The organism is Paracoccus indicus, from assembly GCF_003056335.1.
GTDB lineage: Bacteria > Pseudomonadota > Alphaproteobacteria > Rhodobacterales > Rhodobacteraceae > Paracoccus > Paracoccus indicus.
This window is the reverse complement of sequence record NZ_PYWA01000002.1, coordinates 480,847-497,204: the sequence shown is the minus strand read 5'-3', so window position 1 is coordinate 497,204 and position 16,358 is coordinate 480,847. Positions and strand designations below refer to the sequence as shown.

At 62.5% G+C, this 16,358-nt stretch carries 14 protein-coding genes, 1 tRNA gene and 2 pseudogenes; 9 read left to right on the top strand and 8 right to left on the bottom strand.

Going from position 1 to position 16,358, the window contains the following annotated elements; all coding sequences use genetic code 11:
• Both DDE75_RS05360 and DDE75_RS17605 read right to left on the bottom strand, forming a co-directional pair.
• Nucleotides 1-1,075 (bottom strand): annotated as a pseudogene (locus DDE75_RS05360) (IS3 family transposase); the annotation flags it as partial.
• 68 nt (nucleotides 1,076-1,143) lie between these two features.
• Nucleotides 1,144-1,741 (bottom strand): annotated as a pseudogene (locus tag DDE75_RS17605) (transposase); the annotation flags it as partial.
• Between the two features lie 584 nt (nucleotides 1,742-2,325).
• Between DDE75_RS17605 and DDE75_RS05350 the strand changes: the two are divergent.
• Together DDE75_RS05350 and DDE75_RS05345 are read left to right on the top strand one after the other, a co-directional pair.
• Nucleotides 2,326-3,390: a hypothetical protein gene (locus DDE75_RS05350; RefSeq protein WP_162798910.1), complete on the top strand. Its 1,065-nt coding sequence runs from the start codon at nucleotides 2,326-2,328 to the stop codon at nucleotides 3,388-3,390.
• 386 nt (nucleotides 3,391-3,776) lie between these two features.
• Complete coding sequence (locus DDE75_RS05345; RefSeq protein ID WP_162798909.1) at nucleotides 3,777-4,181, top strand: CatB-related O-acetyltransferase; 405 nt, start codon at nucleotides 3,777-3,779, stop codon at nucleotides 4,179-4,181.
• Here the strand turns inward: DDE75_RS05345 and DDE75_RS05340 are convergent.
• The 4 genes from DDE75_RS05340 to DDE75_RS05330 form a co-directional block, all read right to left on the bottom strand.
• A complete protein-coding gene (locus DDE75_RS05340; protein ID WP_108501310.1) occupies nucleotides 4,178-5,314 on the bottom strand; it encodes a glycosyltransferase family 2 protein in 1,137 nt (378 codons plus the stop codon). The genes DDE75_RS05345 and DDE75_RS05340 overlap by 4 nt on opposite strands.
• 1 nt (nucleotide 5,315) lies before the next feature.
• Nucleotides 5,316-6,296, bottom strand: coding sequence for a glycosyltransferase family 2 protein (locus DDE75_RS05335; RefSeq protein ID WP_162798908.1), 981 nt, complete (start codon nucleotides 6,294-6,296; stop codon nucleotides 5,316-5,318).
• A gap of 8 nt (nucleotides 6,297-6,304) precedes the next feature.
• Nucleotides 6,305-6,841, bottom strand: a complete 537-nt coding sequence (locus DDE75_RS17215) for a hypothetical protein (protein WP_162798907.1) — start codon at nucleotides 6,839-6,841, stop codon at nucleotides 6,305-6,307.
• 91 nt (nucleotides 6,842-6,932) lie between these two features.
• On the bottom strand, nucleotides 6,933-8,099 hold the full coding sequence (locus tag DDE75_RS05330) for a nucleotide sugar dehydrogenase (protein ID WP_108501308.1): 1,167 nt from the start codon (nucleotides 8,097-8,099) through the stop codon (nucleotides 6,933-6,935).
• Between the two features lie 386 nt (nucleotides 8,100-8,485).
• Here DDE75_RS05330 and DDE75_RS05325 point away from each other — a divergent pair, with 386 nt between their 5' ends.
• Nucleotides 8,486-9,052, top strand: coding sequence for a hypothetical protein (locus DDE75_RS05325; protein WP_108501307.1), 567 nt, complete (start codon nucleotides 8,486-8,488; stop codon nucleotides 9,050-9,052).
• Nucleotides 9,049-9,312 (top strand): hypothetical protein, encoded by a 264-nt coding sequence (locus DDE75_RS05320; protein WP_162798906.1) that lies wholly within the window; start codon nucleotides 9,049-9,051, stop codon nucleotides 9,310-9,312. The genes DDE75_RS05325 and DDE75_RS05320 overlap by 4 nt, the downstream gene beginning before the upstream one ends.
• Here the strand turns inward: DDE75_RS05320 and DDE75_RS17745 are convergent.
• Nucleotides 9,309-10,208 carry a helix-turn-helix domain-containing protein gene (locus tag DDE75_RS17745; RefSeq protein ID WP_108501305.1) on the bottom strand — a complete coding sequence of 300 codons (900 nt, stop codon included), beginning with the start codon at nucleotides 10,206-10,208 and terminating at the stop codon, nucleotides 9,309-9,311. The two genes, DDE75_RS05320 and DDE75_RS17745, sit on opposite strands and share 4 nt — an antisense overlap.
• Before the next feature lie 272 nt (nucleotides 10,209-10,480).
• On the opposite strand from DDE75_RS17745, the gene eat reads away from it, so the two are divergent.
• The 3 genes from eat to eutC are packed head-to-tail and all read left to right on the top strand — an operon-like array spanning nucleotide 10,481 to nucleotide 14,081.
• Nucleotides 10,481-11,860, top strand: coding sequence for an ethanolamine permease (gene eat, locus DDE75_RS05310; protein ID WP_108501374.1), 1,380 nt, complete (start codon nucleotides 10,481-10,483; stop codon nucleotides 11,858-11,860).
• Nucleotides 11,861-11,916: 56 nt separating this feature from the next.
• On the top strand, nucleotides 11,917-13,302 hold the full coding sequence (locus DDE75_RS05305; protein ID WP_108501304.1) for an ethanolamine ammonia-lyase subunit EutB: 1,386 nt from the start codon (nucleotides 11,917-11,919) through the stop codon (nucleotides 13,300-13,302).
• The gene (gene eutC / locus DDE75_RS05300; RefSeq protein WP_108501303.1) at nucleotides 13,299-14,081 is read left to right on the top strand and encodes an ethanolamine ammonia-lyase subunit EutC; all 783 of its coding nucleotides are present in this window, start codon (nucleotides 13,299-13,301) and stop codon (nucleotides 14,079-14,081) included. The genes DDE75_RS05305 and eutC overlap by 4 nt, the downstream gene beginning before the upstream one ends.
• A gap of 126 nt (nucleotides 14,082-14,207) precedes the next feature.
• Here eutC and DDE75_RS05295 read toward each other — a convergent pair.
• Nucleotides 14,208-14,282: transfer RNA gene (locus DDE75_RS05295), tRNA-Glu, on the bottom strand.
• A 302-nt stretch (nucleotides 14,283-14,584) separates the two neighbouring features.
• On the opposite strand from DDE75_RS05295, the gene gatC reads away from it, so the two are divergent.
• Nucleotides 14,585-14,872, top strand: a complete 288-nt coding sequence (gene gatC, locus DDE75_RS05290; RefSeq protein ID WP_108501302.1) for an Asp-tRNA(Asn)/Glu-tRNA(Gln) amidotransferase subunit GatC — start codon at nucleotides 14,585-14,587, stop codon at nucleotides 14,870-14,872.
• Complete coding sequence (gene gatA, locus DDE75_RS05285; protein WP_108501301.1) at nucleotides 14,869-16,353, top strand: Asp-tRNA(Asn)/Glu-tRNA(Gln) amidotransferase subunit GatA; 1,485 nt, start codon at nucleotides 14,869-14,871, stop codon at nucleotides 16,351-16,353. Before gatC ends, gatA begins: the two co-directional genes overlap by 4 nt.
• Nucleotides 16,354-16,358 lie beyond the last annotated feature (5 nt).

Here is a 16,358-nt window from a genome sequence, read left to right as displayed (position 1 = left end):
CCAGAGGGCGATCTTCCGGCGGGCGTCATCCAGGGTGTCGAAGATCTCCTCGTTCAGCAGTTCGTCACGCAGGCTCTCGTTGAACGACTCGATGAAGGCCCTCGCCATGGTCCTTGGACCAGTGGCGGACACATGGCTCGATGCTGCGGTTTGCCGGGATCGATGTAGTGCCAGGCGACGTCGTTCTGCTCGGCCCATATCAGAATGGCCCTACTGGTGAACTCCGTCCCATTATCACTGACGATACAGTCAGGCTTGCCGTAGACCCTGACCAGCGCATCCAGCTCGCGCGCAACCCTTGCGCCCGAGAGGCTGGTGTCGGCGACCAGACACAGGTTCTCGCGGCAGCAATCGTCGATCACCGCAAGGATCCGGAACTTGCGCGACGCCCCGAACGTGTCCGCCACGAAATCCAGCGACCAGCGCTGGTTCGGCATCAGGGCCAGGGGCATCGGCGTGCGTGTGCCACGGGCCCGTTTGCGGCCCCGCCTGCGTCGGACCGACAACCCTTCCTTGCGATAGAGCCGATACAGCTTCCTCGAGTTCATCAGCATGCCCCTGCGTTCCAGCAGCAGTCCGATCCGCCGATAGCCGAACCGGCGACGCACTGCCGCGATCTCCTGCATTGCCTTGCGGATCTCTGGGTTGTCGGGCGCGTGCTCGCGCCGCACCGTCTTCGGATCGACACCGACCAAGACACAGGCCCGGCGTTGCGAGATGACGTGATCCCGCATCGCCTTGAGCACTGCGTCCCGCCGCGCGTTCGGTGTCGTCAGGCCTCAGTCATGGTCCTTGGACCAGTGGCGTCCCATGGCTTCGATCCCAGAAGATCCTTGAGCACGATGTTGTCGAGCATCGCGTCAGCCAGAAGCCGTTTCAGCTTGCCGTTCTCGTCCTCCAGCGCCCTCAGCCTCTGGGCATCGGACACGTCCATGCCGCCATACTTGGCCCTGAGCTTGTAGAACGTCGCCGCGCTGAGCCCATGACGGCGACAGACCTCCGCCGTCGCCATTCCGGCTTCCAGCTCCTTGATCATCCCAATGATCTGCGCCTCGGTGAAGCGGCTTTCCCTCATGTCGTCTGCTCCTTCGTCGTGGAGCAAACTCCACATTAAACCGAGGGACGTTCCGGCGCGCAGGTCACCCTGTAAACACTGTAGGTTTTCTCGATACTGTGGCGCCAGCTCTCGCGATCAAGGACAATATGCACGCTTCGATATCCGTATCGAACACGCGTTTCACAGATATCTTTGATCCGCGCCTGTCACACGCTGCCGGATCCGTGCGGCGGGACTGGTATTGGTAGCTGAAGCAGTCCAATCGCAGGGCACCGTCGTCATGGCTGCTCGGACCAATGGCGCACCCATGGCTACCCCTGCGGATCGAGACCGCCCAATCTGCGCACATACCACAGACAAGTTTACGCGACCGTTCCGGCTTCAGAGCTTTCGCCGGATGACGTCCGTTCGCGTGCTCACTCGGACCGATGGCGTTCACACGCTCGCCATTTCGCGGTCCAGCGTCAAATCCGCAACGTTCTTCTTTAGCCGCGAATTCTCGTCCTCAAGCAGCTTCAGTCGGCGCATCTCGTCGGGCAGCAGCCCGCCATATCTTTTCTTCCAGTTGAAATAGGTCGCCTGACTGATCCCAGCCTTTCGGCAGATCTCGGCAACCGGCATCCCGCCTTCACCTTGCCGCAAGATGAACGCCTTTTGCGCGTCCGTGGACTTCGATGCTTTCATGCGTTTCCACTCCCCTCCCAACCAAGAAAGAGTGACCGAAAACTCCAGCTTGCAACGGTCCAGTTCTAAGGGGGCAGAGCAGGCCTCGTGGATGTAAAGCGCGTCGGTGACACCATGGATCCCGATGAAAACGTCGCCTGCTGGCAGGTCACTCAAATTGATGGCGCACAGAAGCACTCATGTGCGAAAAGGACCACGACCAAGATGTTTTCACTTTTGGAGAGCATCCGTGCGTCGGCGGCAAGTGCCCCCACCCTCCCATTCCTCCCTACAGAATGGGAGGCGCCCAAAACGTAGATCGGCGTAGGGCCGCCATTTCGTCGGCGATATCTGCCAACCGGCACGGCCTAGCCTATCACTTGTCACGGATCCCGTTGCCATGTCGGTTTAAACTGCACCACACGATTACGGCGAAATGGCAAGCCGGAACATTGAGACCAGCGCCTATATCCTTCATAAAGAAAGGGTAGATACGATCCGCCAGCATCGTAGGACGGCGACTATGGGGACTCGATGCTGCCTGTCGGCAAGGGCATGACCGAACTGCGGACACATACACCCGCAGTCCAAGCAAGAGAAGTTGAATGACCACTGTTTATCTGCACGTCGGGATGCCCAAATGTGCATCCACTGCCCTGCAATCCTTTCTGCACCGCAATGATGGGCTCCATCGCTCTGAGGGGCTGTGCTATCCGATGACCTGCCGCGAAGATACCGGCTATTTCAGCCACCGCCCGCTTCACAATCTTCAGCCGGTCGAAATCCCCACCGCTATCGAAAAAATCGCCCGGGAGGCTGCGGCTGCCGATTGCGACCGAATCCTCATCTCATCTGAGGAGTTTGTGAATTCTTTGTGGGATTGCGAAATCACCGGCCACATAGTTGACGCATTGAACGTACGCTTCGGGGTCGAGAATGTGCGTATCATGATCCTGTTCAGAAATCCCTTTCCATTCGTCGAATCGGTATACGCTCAGTTCCTGAAAGGCGGCATGTTCCGCACGCCAGGCGAAGCTTTCATGAAATCTCGGGCCAACGACATTCAGGCTTTTGCGATGAACTTCCGAATGCGGCATGGCTTCGATTTCTTCAGCTATTCCGCCTTTGTCGAACGGCTTCGCTTTCATGCGCCGTTCAACCCCTTCGACATGCTTTCGATCGAGCGTGCGGATTGGGACGGAGCGGATATTCTGGACGTCCTGTGCCGGCGTCTGGGGATCACGCGTGGCAACCCCGAGGTTGCTGCCAACGAACGCTACTCGGAAACCGCACTGCATTTGCTTCATCATGCGCGAAGAACCCACGGCTTCCAAAAGACCAAGGCGAGACGCGGGATCATCGCGGCCCTGTTTCCCAATCAGGATGGGCTGTTCTCCAAGTTGATCCATGTTCATGGAGATCTGTTCGACCAGATCCAGGATTCCGCGGAACGTGACCGACGATATTTTCAACGTCATAGCAGCGAGCCCAATGACCATCTATTCCGGACACCAAACGGGTATGAGAAGTCGAGGGACCAGAAAGATCAGCTGATCGTTCCTACTTGGCAGTTGAAGCTAGCAGAACGCATCGTCACTCGGGGTGAAATGTCCATGGCGTTCGCACAAAAGATGAAGTCTATCATGCAACGCAAGGCTGAACAGGCATAGTAGTTTGTCTGAAAAGCTGAAACGAAAGTATACAGGCCAAGAAGTTCATGAAACTCTCGCAGCGCAGTGCCAATCTTCTGAACGAACATCGGATAGAGCCTTTCGATGGGCCTATTCGGCGCAAGTTCCACGCCGGGCACGAAGTGATCACCCCAAACCACCTGCAGCTTGAACCCTATTCCAGACATCCTCAGGGTTGCCTGATGTCGCTTGGGGCATTCAGCTAAGTGTCGCTTGCTTCGCGCGATACAGTCAGAATGCGAGTTGGTCGATACTGCAGCATTGCAAGAGGCGTAAATATCGTTTCTGGCAATCATCCTATCGCGGCAGTTTCCACCAATCCCTTCTTCTACGGGCGCTATCATACAAAGCATATGCCGGAAGTGGTGAACCAGCTTGAGCAACCGAAATTCAGCCGTGACCTTGGCTATGTGGATATCGGCCATGATGTCTGGATCGGGGGGTATTGCGTGCTCAAAGGGGGCATCAGGATCGGGACGGGGTCCGTGATCGCGGCAGGCAGCGTCGTCGTCAAAGACGTGCCCGCCTATACCATCATGGGCGGCAACCCCGCCAAGCCAATCCGCCCTCGCTTCGATGAAGACACCGTGCAACTGTTGTTGAAATCTGAGTGGTGGAACGTTGAACCCCAAGCGATTCGCGATCTGCCAATGTTCGATATACCCGCGTTCTGCAGTTCACTGGGCGAACTACGTGCAAAAGGGCTTGCCCCCTCCTTCAATCCGCCGCTGTTGACATTGCAGGACGGCGAGATCGTCGTGAAGAACTAGTTAAATTCGCCACGCAATTTTTGGATGCTGGCGAAGCTATCTACCGCACGCATCCCCCGGAGGACGGAACGGCTTTGCGCAGATGCCGCCTCCAACGCGCGCAAGCGCTGGTCCAGACCGTTGACCGCGCGCTCCAACGACTGGTTCTGCCATTGAAGCACTTGGCCGTCGATATCGCCTCGGCGCAGTCTTTCTGCTACGGGCCAGATCTGCTTATCTTCGTTCTGCGCGGCCAGCTGCAACCAGATGTCGTCGGGAATTCGCTGAAGTGTACCCGCTGCGGCCTTACCATAACGATACCGCGCCCCTGGAGCTAAGCGTCCAATGTGCCACATCATGTTGTTCAGCAACCAGCGGCAAGCCCCCAGGATGCCATCCCGATCCTTGCGGGACAGGCCGTTCAAAATCGTGTCGAAATGGGTGAAGAAAGCCGTCAGCTCGATCCCGGTCGAGGCCATGGTCTGCCCGGGACGGTTGATCCGATGAAAGCAGGTGACGGCATTGACGAAGCCGATGCTGCCCGCGGCCAGGCAGACGGCCCAATGGAAGGGATTGTCCTCGAAGAAGAAATCACCTTCGGGAAAGCGCAGGTCGTTCCGCAGCAGGAAATCGCGGCGATAGAACTTGCGCCAGGGGACGGCGATCAGCTCCAACCCAAGGCGGCGGCTTTCGTCCAAAGGCAGCCCGTTCGTCAGCGGCGCCCAACGCTGTGCATCGGCGGGGTGGCGGGTCGCATCGCCCTGCTGGTCGTATTCGAGATAGTTCGTGAACAGGATGTCGGTCGGATGCATCGCCCAATGCGCGCGGGCACGCTGAAACCCCTCGGGCTGGATCCAGTCGTCGCCATCCACGAAGAAGATCGTGTCGCGCGTCGCCTCGGCCATGCCGATATTGGCACCGATCCCGACACCGCCCATGGTGTTCGTGCCCAGGTAGACGGGACGGAACGACACATCGGCAGGAAACCCGGTCTGTTCGGCAAAGCTGCGGATCGCCTCGACCGTGCCGTCGTCCGAGCCGTCGTCGACCACGATCACCTCATCTCCGCCGCGCGCGACGCGGGCGACCGAGTCAAGGCAGGTCCCGACATAGTCGCGGATGTTGTAGGTGGTGATGATGAAGCTGATGGTCATGTCAGGCCCCTTCGGACAGCAGGAACTGGACGATCTCGGCGGCACGGTCGGGCTGGGCTGCGGCGAACAGCCGGAACTCGGCCGGGGTGAAGGCCAGATAGCTGTCCACCGCCAGGCGGCGGAAGTCCGGCACCAGATCCTGTTCGACCTGCGCCAGGTTCCAGCGGAAGATGCTGTCGACGAACTGGATGAAGCGCTGCACCATCACTGCATTGCCGTGAGCCGCCCGGATCTGATGCGTCAGGTCTTGCAGGATACCGGCAAGGCACAACCGGTCCGCGCCCTTGCGTGCGGTCAGGTGATGACCGCGTTCGCCGATGACGTGCTGGGCGCCGATCAGCGCCGAGGCCTGGATGTCGCGCGCCTTCAGGAAGCTGAGCCAATGCAGCCGGATATCGTTGTGAACCGGCGTTTCGGAACAGGTGATGTCATGATCGCGCAGGAAATCGGTGCGATAGATCTTGTTCCAGGGATAGTTGCTGATCAGGACCAGATCGGCCCGCTCCTGGGCCGACAGCATATGCGTGGTGCGGTTGCCTAGGGCGCGGTTCCACATCGCCTCTTCGGTCGGGAAGGTGCCTTGGCGGCCCTCTGCTGCCTCGACGCGGGTATCGCTGTGGCGGAAGATCGTGAAATCGGGGCAGCCGGCCTGCAGGTGCTGCTGCCAGATCAGCGGCAGATCCTCGCACAGGCGATCGTCGGCATCGAAGAACAGCACGTTCGCCGCGGTGACGGCCTGCAGCCCCATGTTGCGCGCATGCCCCGCCCCCTGCTGGGAAGGCGACCTGAGATAGATGACATCCAGCGACGCCAGCATCTGCGTCAGCCCCAGGGCCTGCGGCGAAAGATCGGGTTCCGATGCGTCATCGGCAATGACGACCTGCGAAAAGATGCGCATCTGCACGATCTGTCGCAGAAGGGCGGTCAGATCGTCGGGAAGGTTCCAGACCGGGATGACGATGGCCAGCTGACCCTGGGGCATGGACGGGGTCACACCGCGAACAGGCGCAGATCCAGCAGGTTCAGGCTGACATCGCCCGACCGGAAGAACAGGATCAGGTCGCGCCATTCCGCCTGCTTGGGAAGGTCGGGATTGCTGGAAAGGTCCATGACGTCCAGATGTGTGCTGGGCTGAGCAAAGGACACCATGGTCTTGGGAAAGAAGCTGTCGACGAAATGATCGCCGTTGCCGGACCGCAGGCAGACCCGCGTGGTGATCGAGGCCGGAGCCAGGCTGCGCGCCACGATGCCGAAGACCGCTGCTTGACCCAACCGCAGGTCGCCCAGCTCGATATGCAGCGCCTGCCAACGCGGATTCCCCGACGCTTGCATGCGAAGCTGCAGCATGTTGTCGGCGCCTGACTCATACCGCCCCCCGATGGCCGCATCGGGGTCGCAGGACAGATAGACCCCGTCGCTGACCTTGTGCTTGCCACGCTGGACCGCACCCTTGCCCTGAAAGGCGCGCAGCATCTGAAGGTTGAAGCGGCCATGAGCATCAGGCCCGATGAGAAGATTGTCGTGCATGCGTTATCGCCCAAAAATGCCGGATTTCTGTGCAGCTTAGCGGCGAAGGCCCGTGACTGCCATAGGCAAGTCACGGGCCTTCGTGGGACGCTCAGTTGTTGCGGAAAAGATCGCGGGTGAAGATCTTGTCGGGAATGTCGGCGATCTCGTCGGTGACGCGGTTGGCCACGATGACGTCGCAGATTTCCTTGAAGCGGGCCAGATCGCGTTCATTGGGCGAGTTGATGAAGCTGTCCTCTGCCATCGTCGGTTCATAGATGATGACCTCGATGCCCTCGCCCCGGACCCGCTTCATCAGGTCCTGGACCGAGCTGTCGCGGAAGTTGTCCGACCCCGCCTTCATGACCAGGCGATAGATCCCCACGCGCCGCGGGTTCATGGCGATGATGCGGCTGGCCAGAAAGTCCTTGCGGGTCTGGTTCGCCTCGACGATGGCACGGATCAGGTTCTGCGGCACGTTCTGATAGTTTGCCAGCAGCTGCTTGCTGTCCTTGGGCAGGCAATAGCCGCCATAACCGAACGAGGGGTTGTTGTAATGCCCGCCGATGCGCGGATCCAGGCTGACGCCCTCGATGATCTGGCGCGCATCCAGCCCATGGCTGAGGGCATAGCTGTCCAATTCGTTGAAATAGGCCACGCGCATGGCAAGGAAAGTGTTCGCGAACAGCTTGATCGCCTCGGCCTCGTCGGAATCGGTCAGAAGGATCTCGACGTCCTCTTTGATGGCGGCGTCCTTGAGCAGCTGCGCGAAACGCCCTGCCCGCTCCGAGCGCTCGCCCACGACGATCCGCGAGGGGTGCAGGTTGTCATGCAGCGCCTGGCCTTCGCGCAGGAACTCGGGCGAGAACATGATCTTGTCGCACCCTGTCCGGGCGATCAGCCCGGCGGTATAGCCGACGGGGATGGTCGACTTGATCACCATGATCGCTTCGGGGTTGATGCGGGTAACCTGGGCCACGACCGCCTCGATGCTTTCGGTATTGAAGGCGTTGGTTTCGGGATCGTAGTTCGTGGGGGTCGCGATGATGACGAATTCTGCATCCGCATAGGCCTCGACCGGGTCCAGCGTCGCCTTCAGCGACAGGTTGCCTTCCGCCAGGAAACGTTCGCATTCCTCATCCACGATGGGCGAAATGCCGGCCAAGACCATCTTGATCTTGTCCTGCACGACATCGACGGCAGTGACGTCGTGCTGACGCGCCAGCAAAATGGCGTTCGACAGGCCGACATAGCCAAGCCCCGCAACCGCAATCTTCATGGTTACTCATCCTTCCACAAACACGCGCGACACATTGCAGAGTTCGCTGCGATCATCCAGAGACCCCCGCCATATTTCCGGCAAAGCGTTGCAGCTTGGCCCGCCAGCGTCCCCACCAAGGCGGCGAATGCCCGATCCGGCGTCAGCATTCCAGCCCAAAGGCCGGTCCGAAGCCTGCGCACAGCCTGAATTGTTTTCAAAAGTCGCCCGGACAAGCCATCGACGTTCTGTGGGTAAGACCCTCGGCATGGAACCGGACGCATGGGCGGCCGAAGAAATCGCGATCTGCCCGTTCTGTTCGATGCGATCATCTTCGCGTGGTCTGCGACTCATCCAACCGGCCAAGAACGCTGATCACCTTCTTGGGCTGATACAAGCGCGGTACGATGGATCGGGGTCTGGCCGCAGCCACAGGCATGGGGTTTGTCGGCTTCATCGCCCGGCAGAACCACTGGTGGCAAACCCCCGAGATGCCGCAGGCCCTTCGCGCGGCGACAGAACATCTGACGCAGGGTCAGGACATCATGCTTTTCGGCCGTTCGATGGGCAGTGCCGGTGCCTTGCTGGCAGCCCGGTCCCTGCCGGTGTCGACGGTGCTTGCGGTCGCCCCGCCGATCATTGTCGATGAGCAGCATGCTTCATGGGAACTGCGCTTTCAGACCGTCGCGCATCTGGCCCGCCAGATCCATGGGCTTGAGCCCTACACCGATCCGCGGACGCGCACCTATGTCGCCTACGATCCCTTCCGTCGCGATGACGTCAATTACCTGCAGTTGCCGGATGCGGCGGGTCGGACCTATGTCAGATGGCCGGTCCCCTTATCGGACCACAGGCCGATGGTGGATGTCTGGAAGGCCGGGCTGTATCGGAATTTACCTCCGCATTCTTCATCCGGCGCGACATGCAGGCCGCATGGTCGATCCTGCGCCGGGCGCGCGCATGCCGTGGCATGATCCAGTTGCATTGCCTTCAGCGCCGCAGGTTTCCGCGGGCGCGGCTGCTGCAACCCGGATATACCACCGGTCTGAACGCCTTGATCGAATGTCATGGCGATCAACCCGAGATGCTGCTGGAACGTGGTCGGGCGCTGATGCGGCAAGATCGCGCCGATCTGGCCCTGCCCGATTTTCAGAAGCTGCAGCAGTTCGAGGACCGTCGCCGTTTTCGCAATCTGGTCGAACAGGCGCAGATGGCCATGACCGCGCGGACCTAGCGCGCCCGCTGCAGGGTGGCTGAGGGCAGCTCTCCGAACAGCTTGCGATAGTCTTGGGAAAACCGGCCGAAGTGCCAGAAGCCGGCCTTTGTCGCGGCTTCGGTGACCGTGTCGCCGTCCAGGAGGCTTGCGCGGGCCGCATTCAGCCGCAGGGCGCGCATATAGTCCGACGGCCCCAGCCCGACCTGCTTCTGCAGCGCGTATTGCAGGGTGCGGCGGCTGACGCCCAAGGTTTCGCAGGCGTCATGGATGCTGGGCGGCTGGTCGCGGTCGGGATCGGTGGCAAGGCGTTGCAGGTCGTCCACCAGATCGGCCGCGCGAGGCGTCACAGCGACCGGCGCGGGGGTGGCCAGCGCCTCGGCCAGAAGGGGCATGATGTCATTGACCTCGGCCATGCCTTCCATAAGGTCGCGCATCACCCGCCCCAGCCGGACGAACAGCGCGGGCGGCAGGTCCAGAAGATGCGCGCGCTGCAGGCGGGATGCGAGAGCCTGCACCTCGGGGGCATCCAGATGCGCATAGAGCGCCGCGCGGGGAATGACGATCCCCATGATGTCGAGATCCGAGGGCGTGTGGAACTGAAACCCCTCATCCCCGGAAAACACGTGCAACTGATGCCCGCCGCAGGGTGATCCGCAGAAGCGCGCCGGACCCTTGATGGCCACGGGAATACCCACGGCCAGCACATCCGCGCCGACGATGCCGCCCTGCAACAGGCTGCGACTGGTCACCTCGCGGAACAGATAGGCGTCGGGCAGCCGCGCCTCGGACAGCATGCCGGTGAAGGCGCCGCGCGACAGCTGGGCATAGCGCTGGTTCCAGCCGGCCAGCAGGGTCGACTGCTCCTCGACGGTGGTGGTGTGCCGCAGGCGAACGGGGGGCTGTTCCACATGCATCGGCTGATCCTGTCATGACAACTTGCGCCACATGCCGCCCGGGACCCCCGCCGCGCAACATCCGGCGCGGACCCATCAACGACCCTTGGCGACGGCTGCCTATATTAAAGGCAGTTGCCGCAACCATGCCTGCATCCACGGCGGGCGCAAACCCCCACCAATGTCGGCATTGCCGAAATCGGATAGCGGCCCGCCCGCGATTCGCGCCAGCCATGGGGCACACCACAGAAGATGACGCCAAAGGCGCAATCCTGACAGGAAGGGAAACGCAGATGACGCAGACACAAGGCGAAGGTCAGCCGCAGCTGGCCAAGACCCTCTCGACCGTGCAGCTTTGGGGGATCGCCGTCGGGCTGGTCATCTCGGGCGAATATTTCGGGTGGAGCTATGGCTGGGGGTCGGCCGGCACGTTGGGCTTCATCATCACCGCACTCTTCGTGGCGATGATGTACACCACCTTCATCTTCAGCTTCACCGAGCTGACCAGCGCCATCCCCCATGCGGGCGGCCCTTTCGCCTATGCCCGCGCGGGCCTGGGCGAGACCGGCGCCTATTTCGCCGGGATGGCGACGCTGATCGAATTCGTCTTCGCGCCCCCGGCCATCGCGCTGGCCATCGGCGCATATCTGAACATCCAGTTCCCGGGCCTTGATCCCAAGGTGGCCGCGGTGGGTGCCTATGTCGTCTTCATGGCGCTGAACATCGTGGGCGTCGCCTTTGCCGCCACCTTCGAGCTGGTCGTGACCCTGATCGCCATCTTCGAACTGCTGGTCTTCATGGGCGTCGTGGCACCGGGATTCGAAATGTCGAACTTCACCACCGGTGGCTGGTCGGGGATGGACAGCTTTGGCTGGGCGGCCATTCCCGGAATGTTCGCGGCCATTCCCTTTGCCATCTGGTTCTTCCTTGCCATCGAGGGCGTCGCCATGGCCGCCGAAGAGGCCAAGGACCCCAAACGCTCGATCCCGCGCGCCTATATCGCGGGGATCCTGACGCTGGTGGCGCTGGCCATGGGCGTGATGGTCTTTGCAGGCGGCGCGGGCGACTGGACGCAGCTGGCCAACATCAACGACCCGCTGCCGCAGGCCATGCGCTATATCGTGGGCGACAGCAGCGGCTGGCTGCACATGCTGGTCTGGCTGGGGCTGTTCGGGCTGGTGGCGTCCTTCCACGGCATCATCCTGGGCTATTCGCGCCAGATCTTCGCCCTTGCCCGCGCCGGATACCTGCCGCCCGCACTTGCCGCCATCCATCCGCGCTTCAAGACGCCCCACCGGGCGATTCTGGCAGGCGGCGTCGTGGGCATCATCGCCATCTTCAGCGACAGCTTCATCATCATCGGCGGCCAGCCCCTGACGGCGAATATCGTGACCATGGCGGTCTTCGGGGCGATCGTGATGTATATCCTCAGCATGGCCAGCCTGTTCCGACTGCGTCGCACGCAGCCCGACATGCCGCGCAGCTATGTCACGCCCTTCTATCCGGTCTTTCCGGCCTTCGCGATGGGCGCGGCGGTGATCTGCCTGATCGCCATGACCTATTACAACTTCACGGTTGCGGTGATTTTCGTGGCGATCATGCTGCTGGGATACGTCTACTTCCGCATGACGCGCAGCCAGCGCAGCGCCGCCGCCATGCCGCAGGTCGGCTGAGACGACAGGTCGGTGCGGCCATCGCCCCGACCATCCGCAGGACCAAGGGGGGCAGGATGCCAAGCTATTCACATACCATCGGCGGCCAGACATGGCGCTTCGACACGTTGGCCCAGCTGATGGCCAAGGCCACGCCCGAACGCTCTGGCGATCACTTGGCGGGCATCGCCGCCATCGACGCCGAGGAGCGCGCCGCCGCCCAACTGGCGCTGGCCGATCTGCCGCTGGCGGCCTTCCTGCACGACGCCGTCGTCCCCTATGAGGATGACGAGGTCACCCGCCTGATCATCGACACCCATGACGCCCGCGCCTTTGCGCCCGTGGCCCATCTGACCGTTGGCGGATTTCGCGACTGGCTGTTGTCGGATGCCACCGATGGCGCGGCGCTGGAGGCCTTGGCCCCCGGCCTGACACCCGAGATGGTCGCCGCCACCAGCAAGATCTGCCGCAACCAGGACCTGATCCTGATCGCGCGCAAGGTCCGCGTCACGACGCGTTTCCGCAATACGCTTGGACTGCCGGGGAGGCTGTCGACGCGGCTGCAACCCAACCACCCCACGGATGATCCGGCGGGGATCGCGGCATCCATTCTTGACGGGCTGATGTTCGGCAATGGCGATGCGATCATCGGCATCAACCCGGCCTCGGATTCCCTGCCCGCCGCCACCCGCCTGCTGCACATGCTGGACGAGGTGATCGCGCGCTATGACATCCCCACGCAATCCTGCGTGCTGACCCATGTGACAAATTCGATCGAGCTGATCCGCCGCGACGTCCCCGTCGACATCGTCTTCCAATCCGTCGCAGGCACGCAGGCCGCCAACAGCAGCTTCGGCATCGACCTGGCCCTGCTGGCCGAGGGTCGCGCCGCCGCCCTGTCCCAAGGGCGCGGCACCCTAGGCGACAACGTGATGTATCTGGAAACCGGCCAAGGATCGGCCCTGTCGGCCAATGCCCATCACGGCGTCGATCAACAGACGCTCGAGGCCCGCGCCTATGCCGTGGCCCGCACCTGCAAGCCCTTGCTGGTCAACAGCGTCGTGGGCTTCATCGGGCCGGAATACCTCTATGACGGGCGCCAGATCATCCGCGCGGGGCTCGAGGATCATTTCTGCGGCAAGCTGCTGGGCCTGCCGATGGGCTGCGACATCTGCTATACCAACCACGCCGAGGCCGATCAGGACGACATGGACAACCTGCTGACCCTTCTGGGTGTTGCGGGCATCACCTTCATCATGGGCATTCCGGGGTCCGACGACGTGATGCTGAACTATCAGACGACCTCGTTTCACGACGCACTCTACGCCCGCAAGGTGCTGGGCCTGCGCCCTGCCCCCGAATTCGAAGCATGGTTGCAACAGCACGGCATCTTCGACGCGCAGGGCCGCATGGCAGACGAATTGCCGTCGATGTTCCGCCAGGCGATCACGGGTGCCGCATGACCAGGTCCGACGTGACACCAACGCCATGGACCGCCCTGCGCGGCCTGACGCCCGCCCGCATCGCGCTTGGTCGCGCCGGCAGCAGCCTGCCCACCGCACCGCATCTGGAATTCCAGCTGGCCCATGCCCGCGCCCGCAAGGCGGTGCATCTGGGGCTGGACCTGCCCGCCCTTCAGGCCGATCTGGCGGGGCTGGAACTGCCGATGCAGACCGTCGCAAGCGCCGCGACCGACAGGGCGATGTATCTGCAGCGTCCCGACCTGGGACGGCAGCTGGACAGGGCGTCGCGCGATGCGATCGCCGCCCCCGAAGGCGGCTGCGACCTTGCCATCGTCATCGCGGACGGGTTGTCGGCCTTGGCGATCCAGTCGAATGCCGCGTCTTTCCTGTCGCTGGTCGTGCCGATGCTGCGGCAGATGGGGCTGACGCTTGGCCCCCCGACGATCGCCACGCAGGCGCGCGTCGCCATCGGCGACGAAATCGGCGCCAGCCTAAGGGCGCGGATGGTGCTGGTTCTGATCGGGGAAAGGCCGGGCCTCAGTTCGCCCGACAGCATGGGCCTCTATCTGACCCACGACCCGAAGCCGGGCCGCACGGATGAGGCGCGCAACTGCATCTCGAACGTCAGGGCGGCGGGGCTGTCCTATCCCGAGGCGGCGCAGAAGCTGATCTTCCTGATCACCCAGGCCCGCAAATTGGGGCTGACCGGCATCCACCTGAAAGATGAGGCCGAACCCCTGGCGGCCATCGAGCCACGGCGGAACTTCCTGATCGAATAGGTACCACCGCCCGAAGCGGACTCTGCGGGCTTGGCGACAAGCCCGCGGGACATCGTGCCAGTGCAAACGCATTAAGGCGCAGGATCGTCTTCGATCTGCGCTGTCGTTTTCTTTTTCAGAAGTAAGTGGCAGCCCGTAGGGGAATCGAACCCCTCTTTCCAGGTTGAAAACCTGGCGTCCTAACCGATAGACGAACGGGCCACTCTGTGTCGCTGCCAGTCTTGCTTGGCTGCGTTGAAGCGGTGTTTAGGCAAAGCGTTCGGGGGGCGCAAGCACAAAAAACACCTTTCGACGAAAAAACTTCGAAAAACCGAAAAACCCCAATAAATCCTGCGATAATAAGGCGTAACGGCGCGGCCCCTTCCGGGCGCACCGGCCCGCGCCGTGATTCCCGACCAGAATCACGCATCCCGACCGGGGACGAATGCAGCCCTTATCCCCAAGCGGCAGCTTGCGGCCTTTCGCGCGGGGTTGTAGACCCGCGCCCAACGAAAGGAGACGTCATGTCGATCACCGAGGACGAGGCCCGCAAGGTCGCCCATCTGGCGCGCATCGCGGTCGATGACGCCCAACTGCCGGCGCTGGCGCGCGAGCTGAGCGGCATCCTGCACTTCATGGAACAGCTGAACGAGGTCGATGTCGAAGGCATCGAACCGATGACGGGCGTCACGCCCATGCGCCTGAAGCGGCGCGAGGATGTCGTGACCACGGGCGGCATGCCCGAACGCATCCTGTCGAATGCGCCCGACGCGCGCGAAGGCTTCTTTGCCGTCCCGAAGGTGGTGGAATGACCGATCTGAACAAACTCTCCATCGCCGAGGCCCGCGACGCGCTGGCCAAGGGCGATGTCACCTCGGTCGAGCTGACCGACGCCTGCCTGACCGCCATCGAGGGCGCGGGCGCGCTGAACGCCTTCGTCCACAAGACCCCCGAGATGGCGCGCGACATGGCCCGCGCGGCGGACACGCGCCTGAAGGCGGGCGATGCGACGGCCCTGACCGGCATCCCCCTTGGCATCAAGGACGTCTTCTGCGTCAAGGGCGTGCCGGGACAGGCGGCCAGCAACATCCTGAAGGGCTTTGTTCCCGAATACGAATCCACCGTGACGCAGAACCTGTGGAACGCGGGCGCGGTGATGCTGGGCAAGCTGAACCAGGATGAATTCGCGATGGGTTCGACCAATGAATCCAGCAGCTATGGCCCGGCGGTGAACCCTTGGCGACTGGCCGACGGCACGCAGCTGACGCCGGGCGGTTCCTCGGGCGGGTCGGCGGCAGCTGTTGCGGCGGATCTGTGCCTTGGCGCGACGGGCACCGACACGGGCGGATCCATCCGCCAGCCCGCGGCCTTCACCGGCACGGTGGGTCTGAAGCCGACCTATGGCCGCGTCAGCCGTTGGGGCGTGATCGCCTATGCCTCCAGCCTTGATCAGGCGGGTCCGATGACGAAATCGGTCCGCGACGCCGCGATCATGCTGGGCGCCATGGCATCCGCCGATCCGCAGGATTCGACTTGCGCCGACATTCCGGTGCCGGATTTCGAGGCTGCTCTGACCGGCGACATCCGCGGCAAGCGCATCGGCATCCCCCGCGAATACCGGATGGAGGGCATGCCTGCCGAAATCGACGCGCTGTGGAAACAGGGTGCGGAAATGCTGCGCGATGCCGGCGCGGAAATCGTTGACATCAGCCTGCCGCATACGAAATACGCCCTGCCCGCCTATTACGTCATCGCCCCGGCCGAGGCATCCTCGAACCTGGCGCGCTATGACGGGGTGCGTTACGGCCACCGCGCCAAGCTGGGTGCAGGCGACGGGATCGACGATCTCTATGCCAAGACCCGCGCCGAAGGTTTCGGCCCCGAGGTACAGCGCCGCATCATGATCGGCACCTATGTGCTGTCGGCGGGCTTCTATGACGCCTATTACAACCGCGCCCGCAAGGTCCGCGCGTTGATCAAGCGCGACTTCGACAATGTGTTCGCCGAGGGTATCGACGCAATTCTGGCGCCCGCGACGCCGTCCTCGGCCTTCCCGCTCGGGTCGGTGGACAAGGGCGATCCGGTGCAGATGTATCTGAACGACGTCTTCACCGTGACGCTGAACCTTGCCGGTCTGCCGGGCATCTCGGTTCCGGTCGGGCGCGACGGCAAGGGCCTGCCGCTTGGCCTGCAGATGTTCGGTCGCCCCTTCGGCGAGGCCGATCTGCTGAACCAGGCACTGGTGCTGGAGAAGGCCGCAGGATTTGTGGCCAAGCCGGATCGCTGGTGGTAACGTCC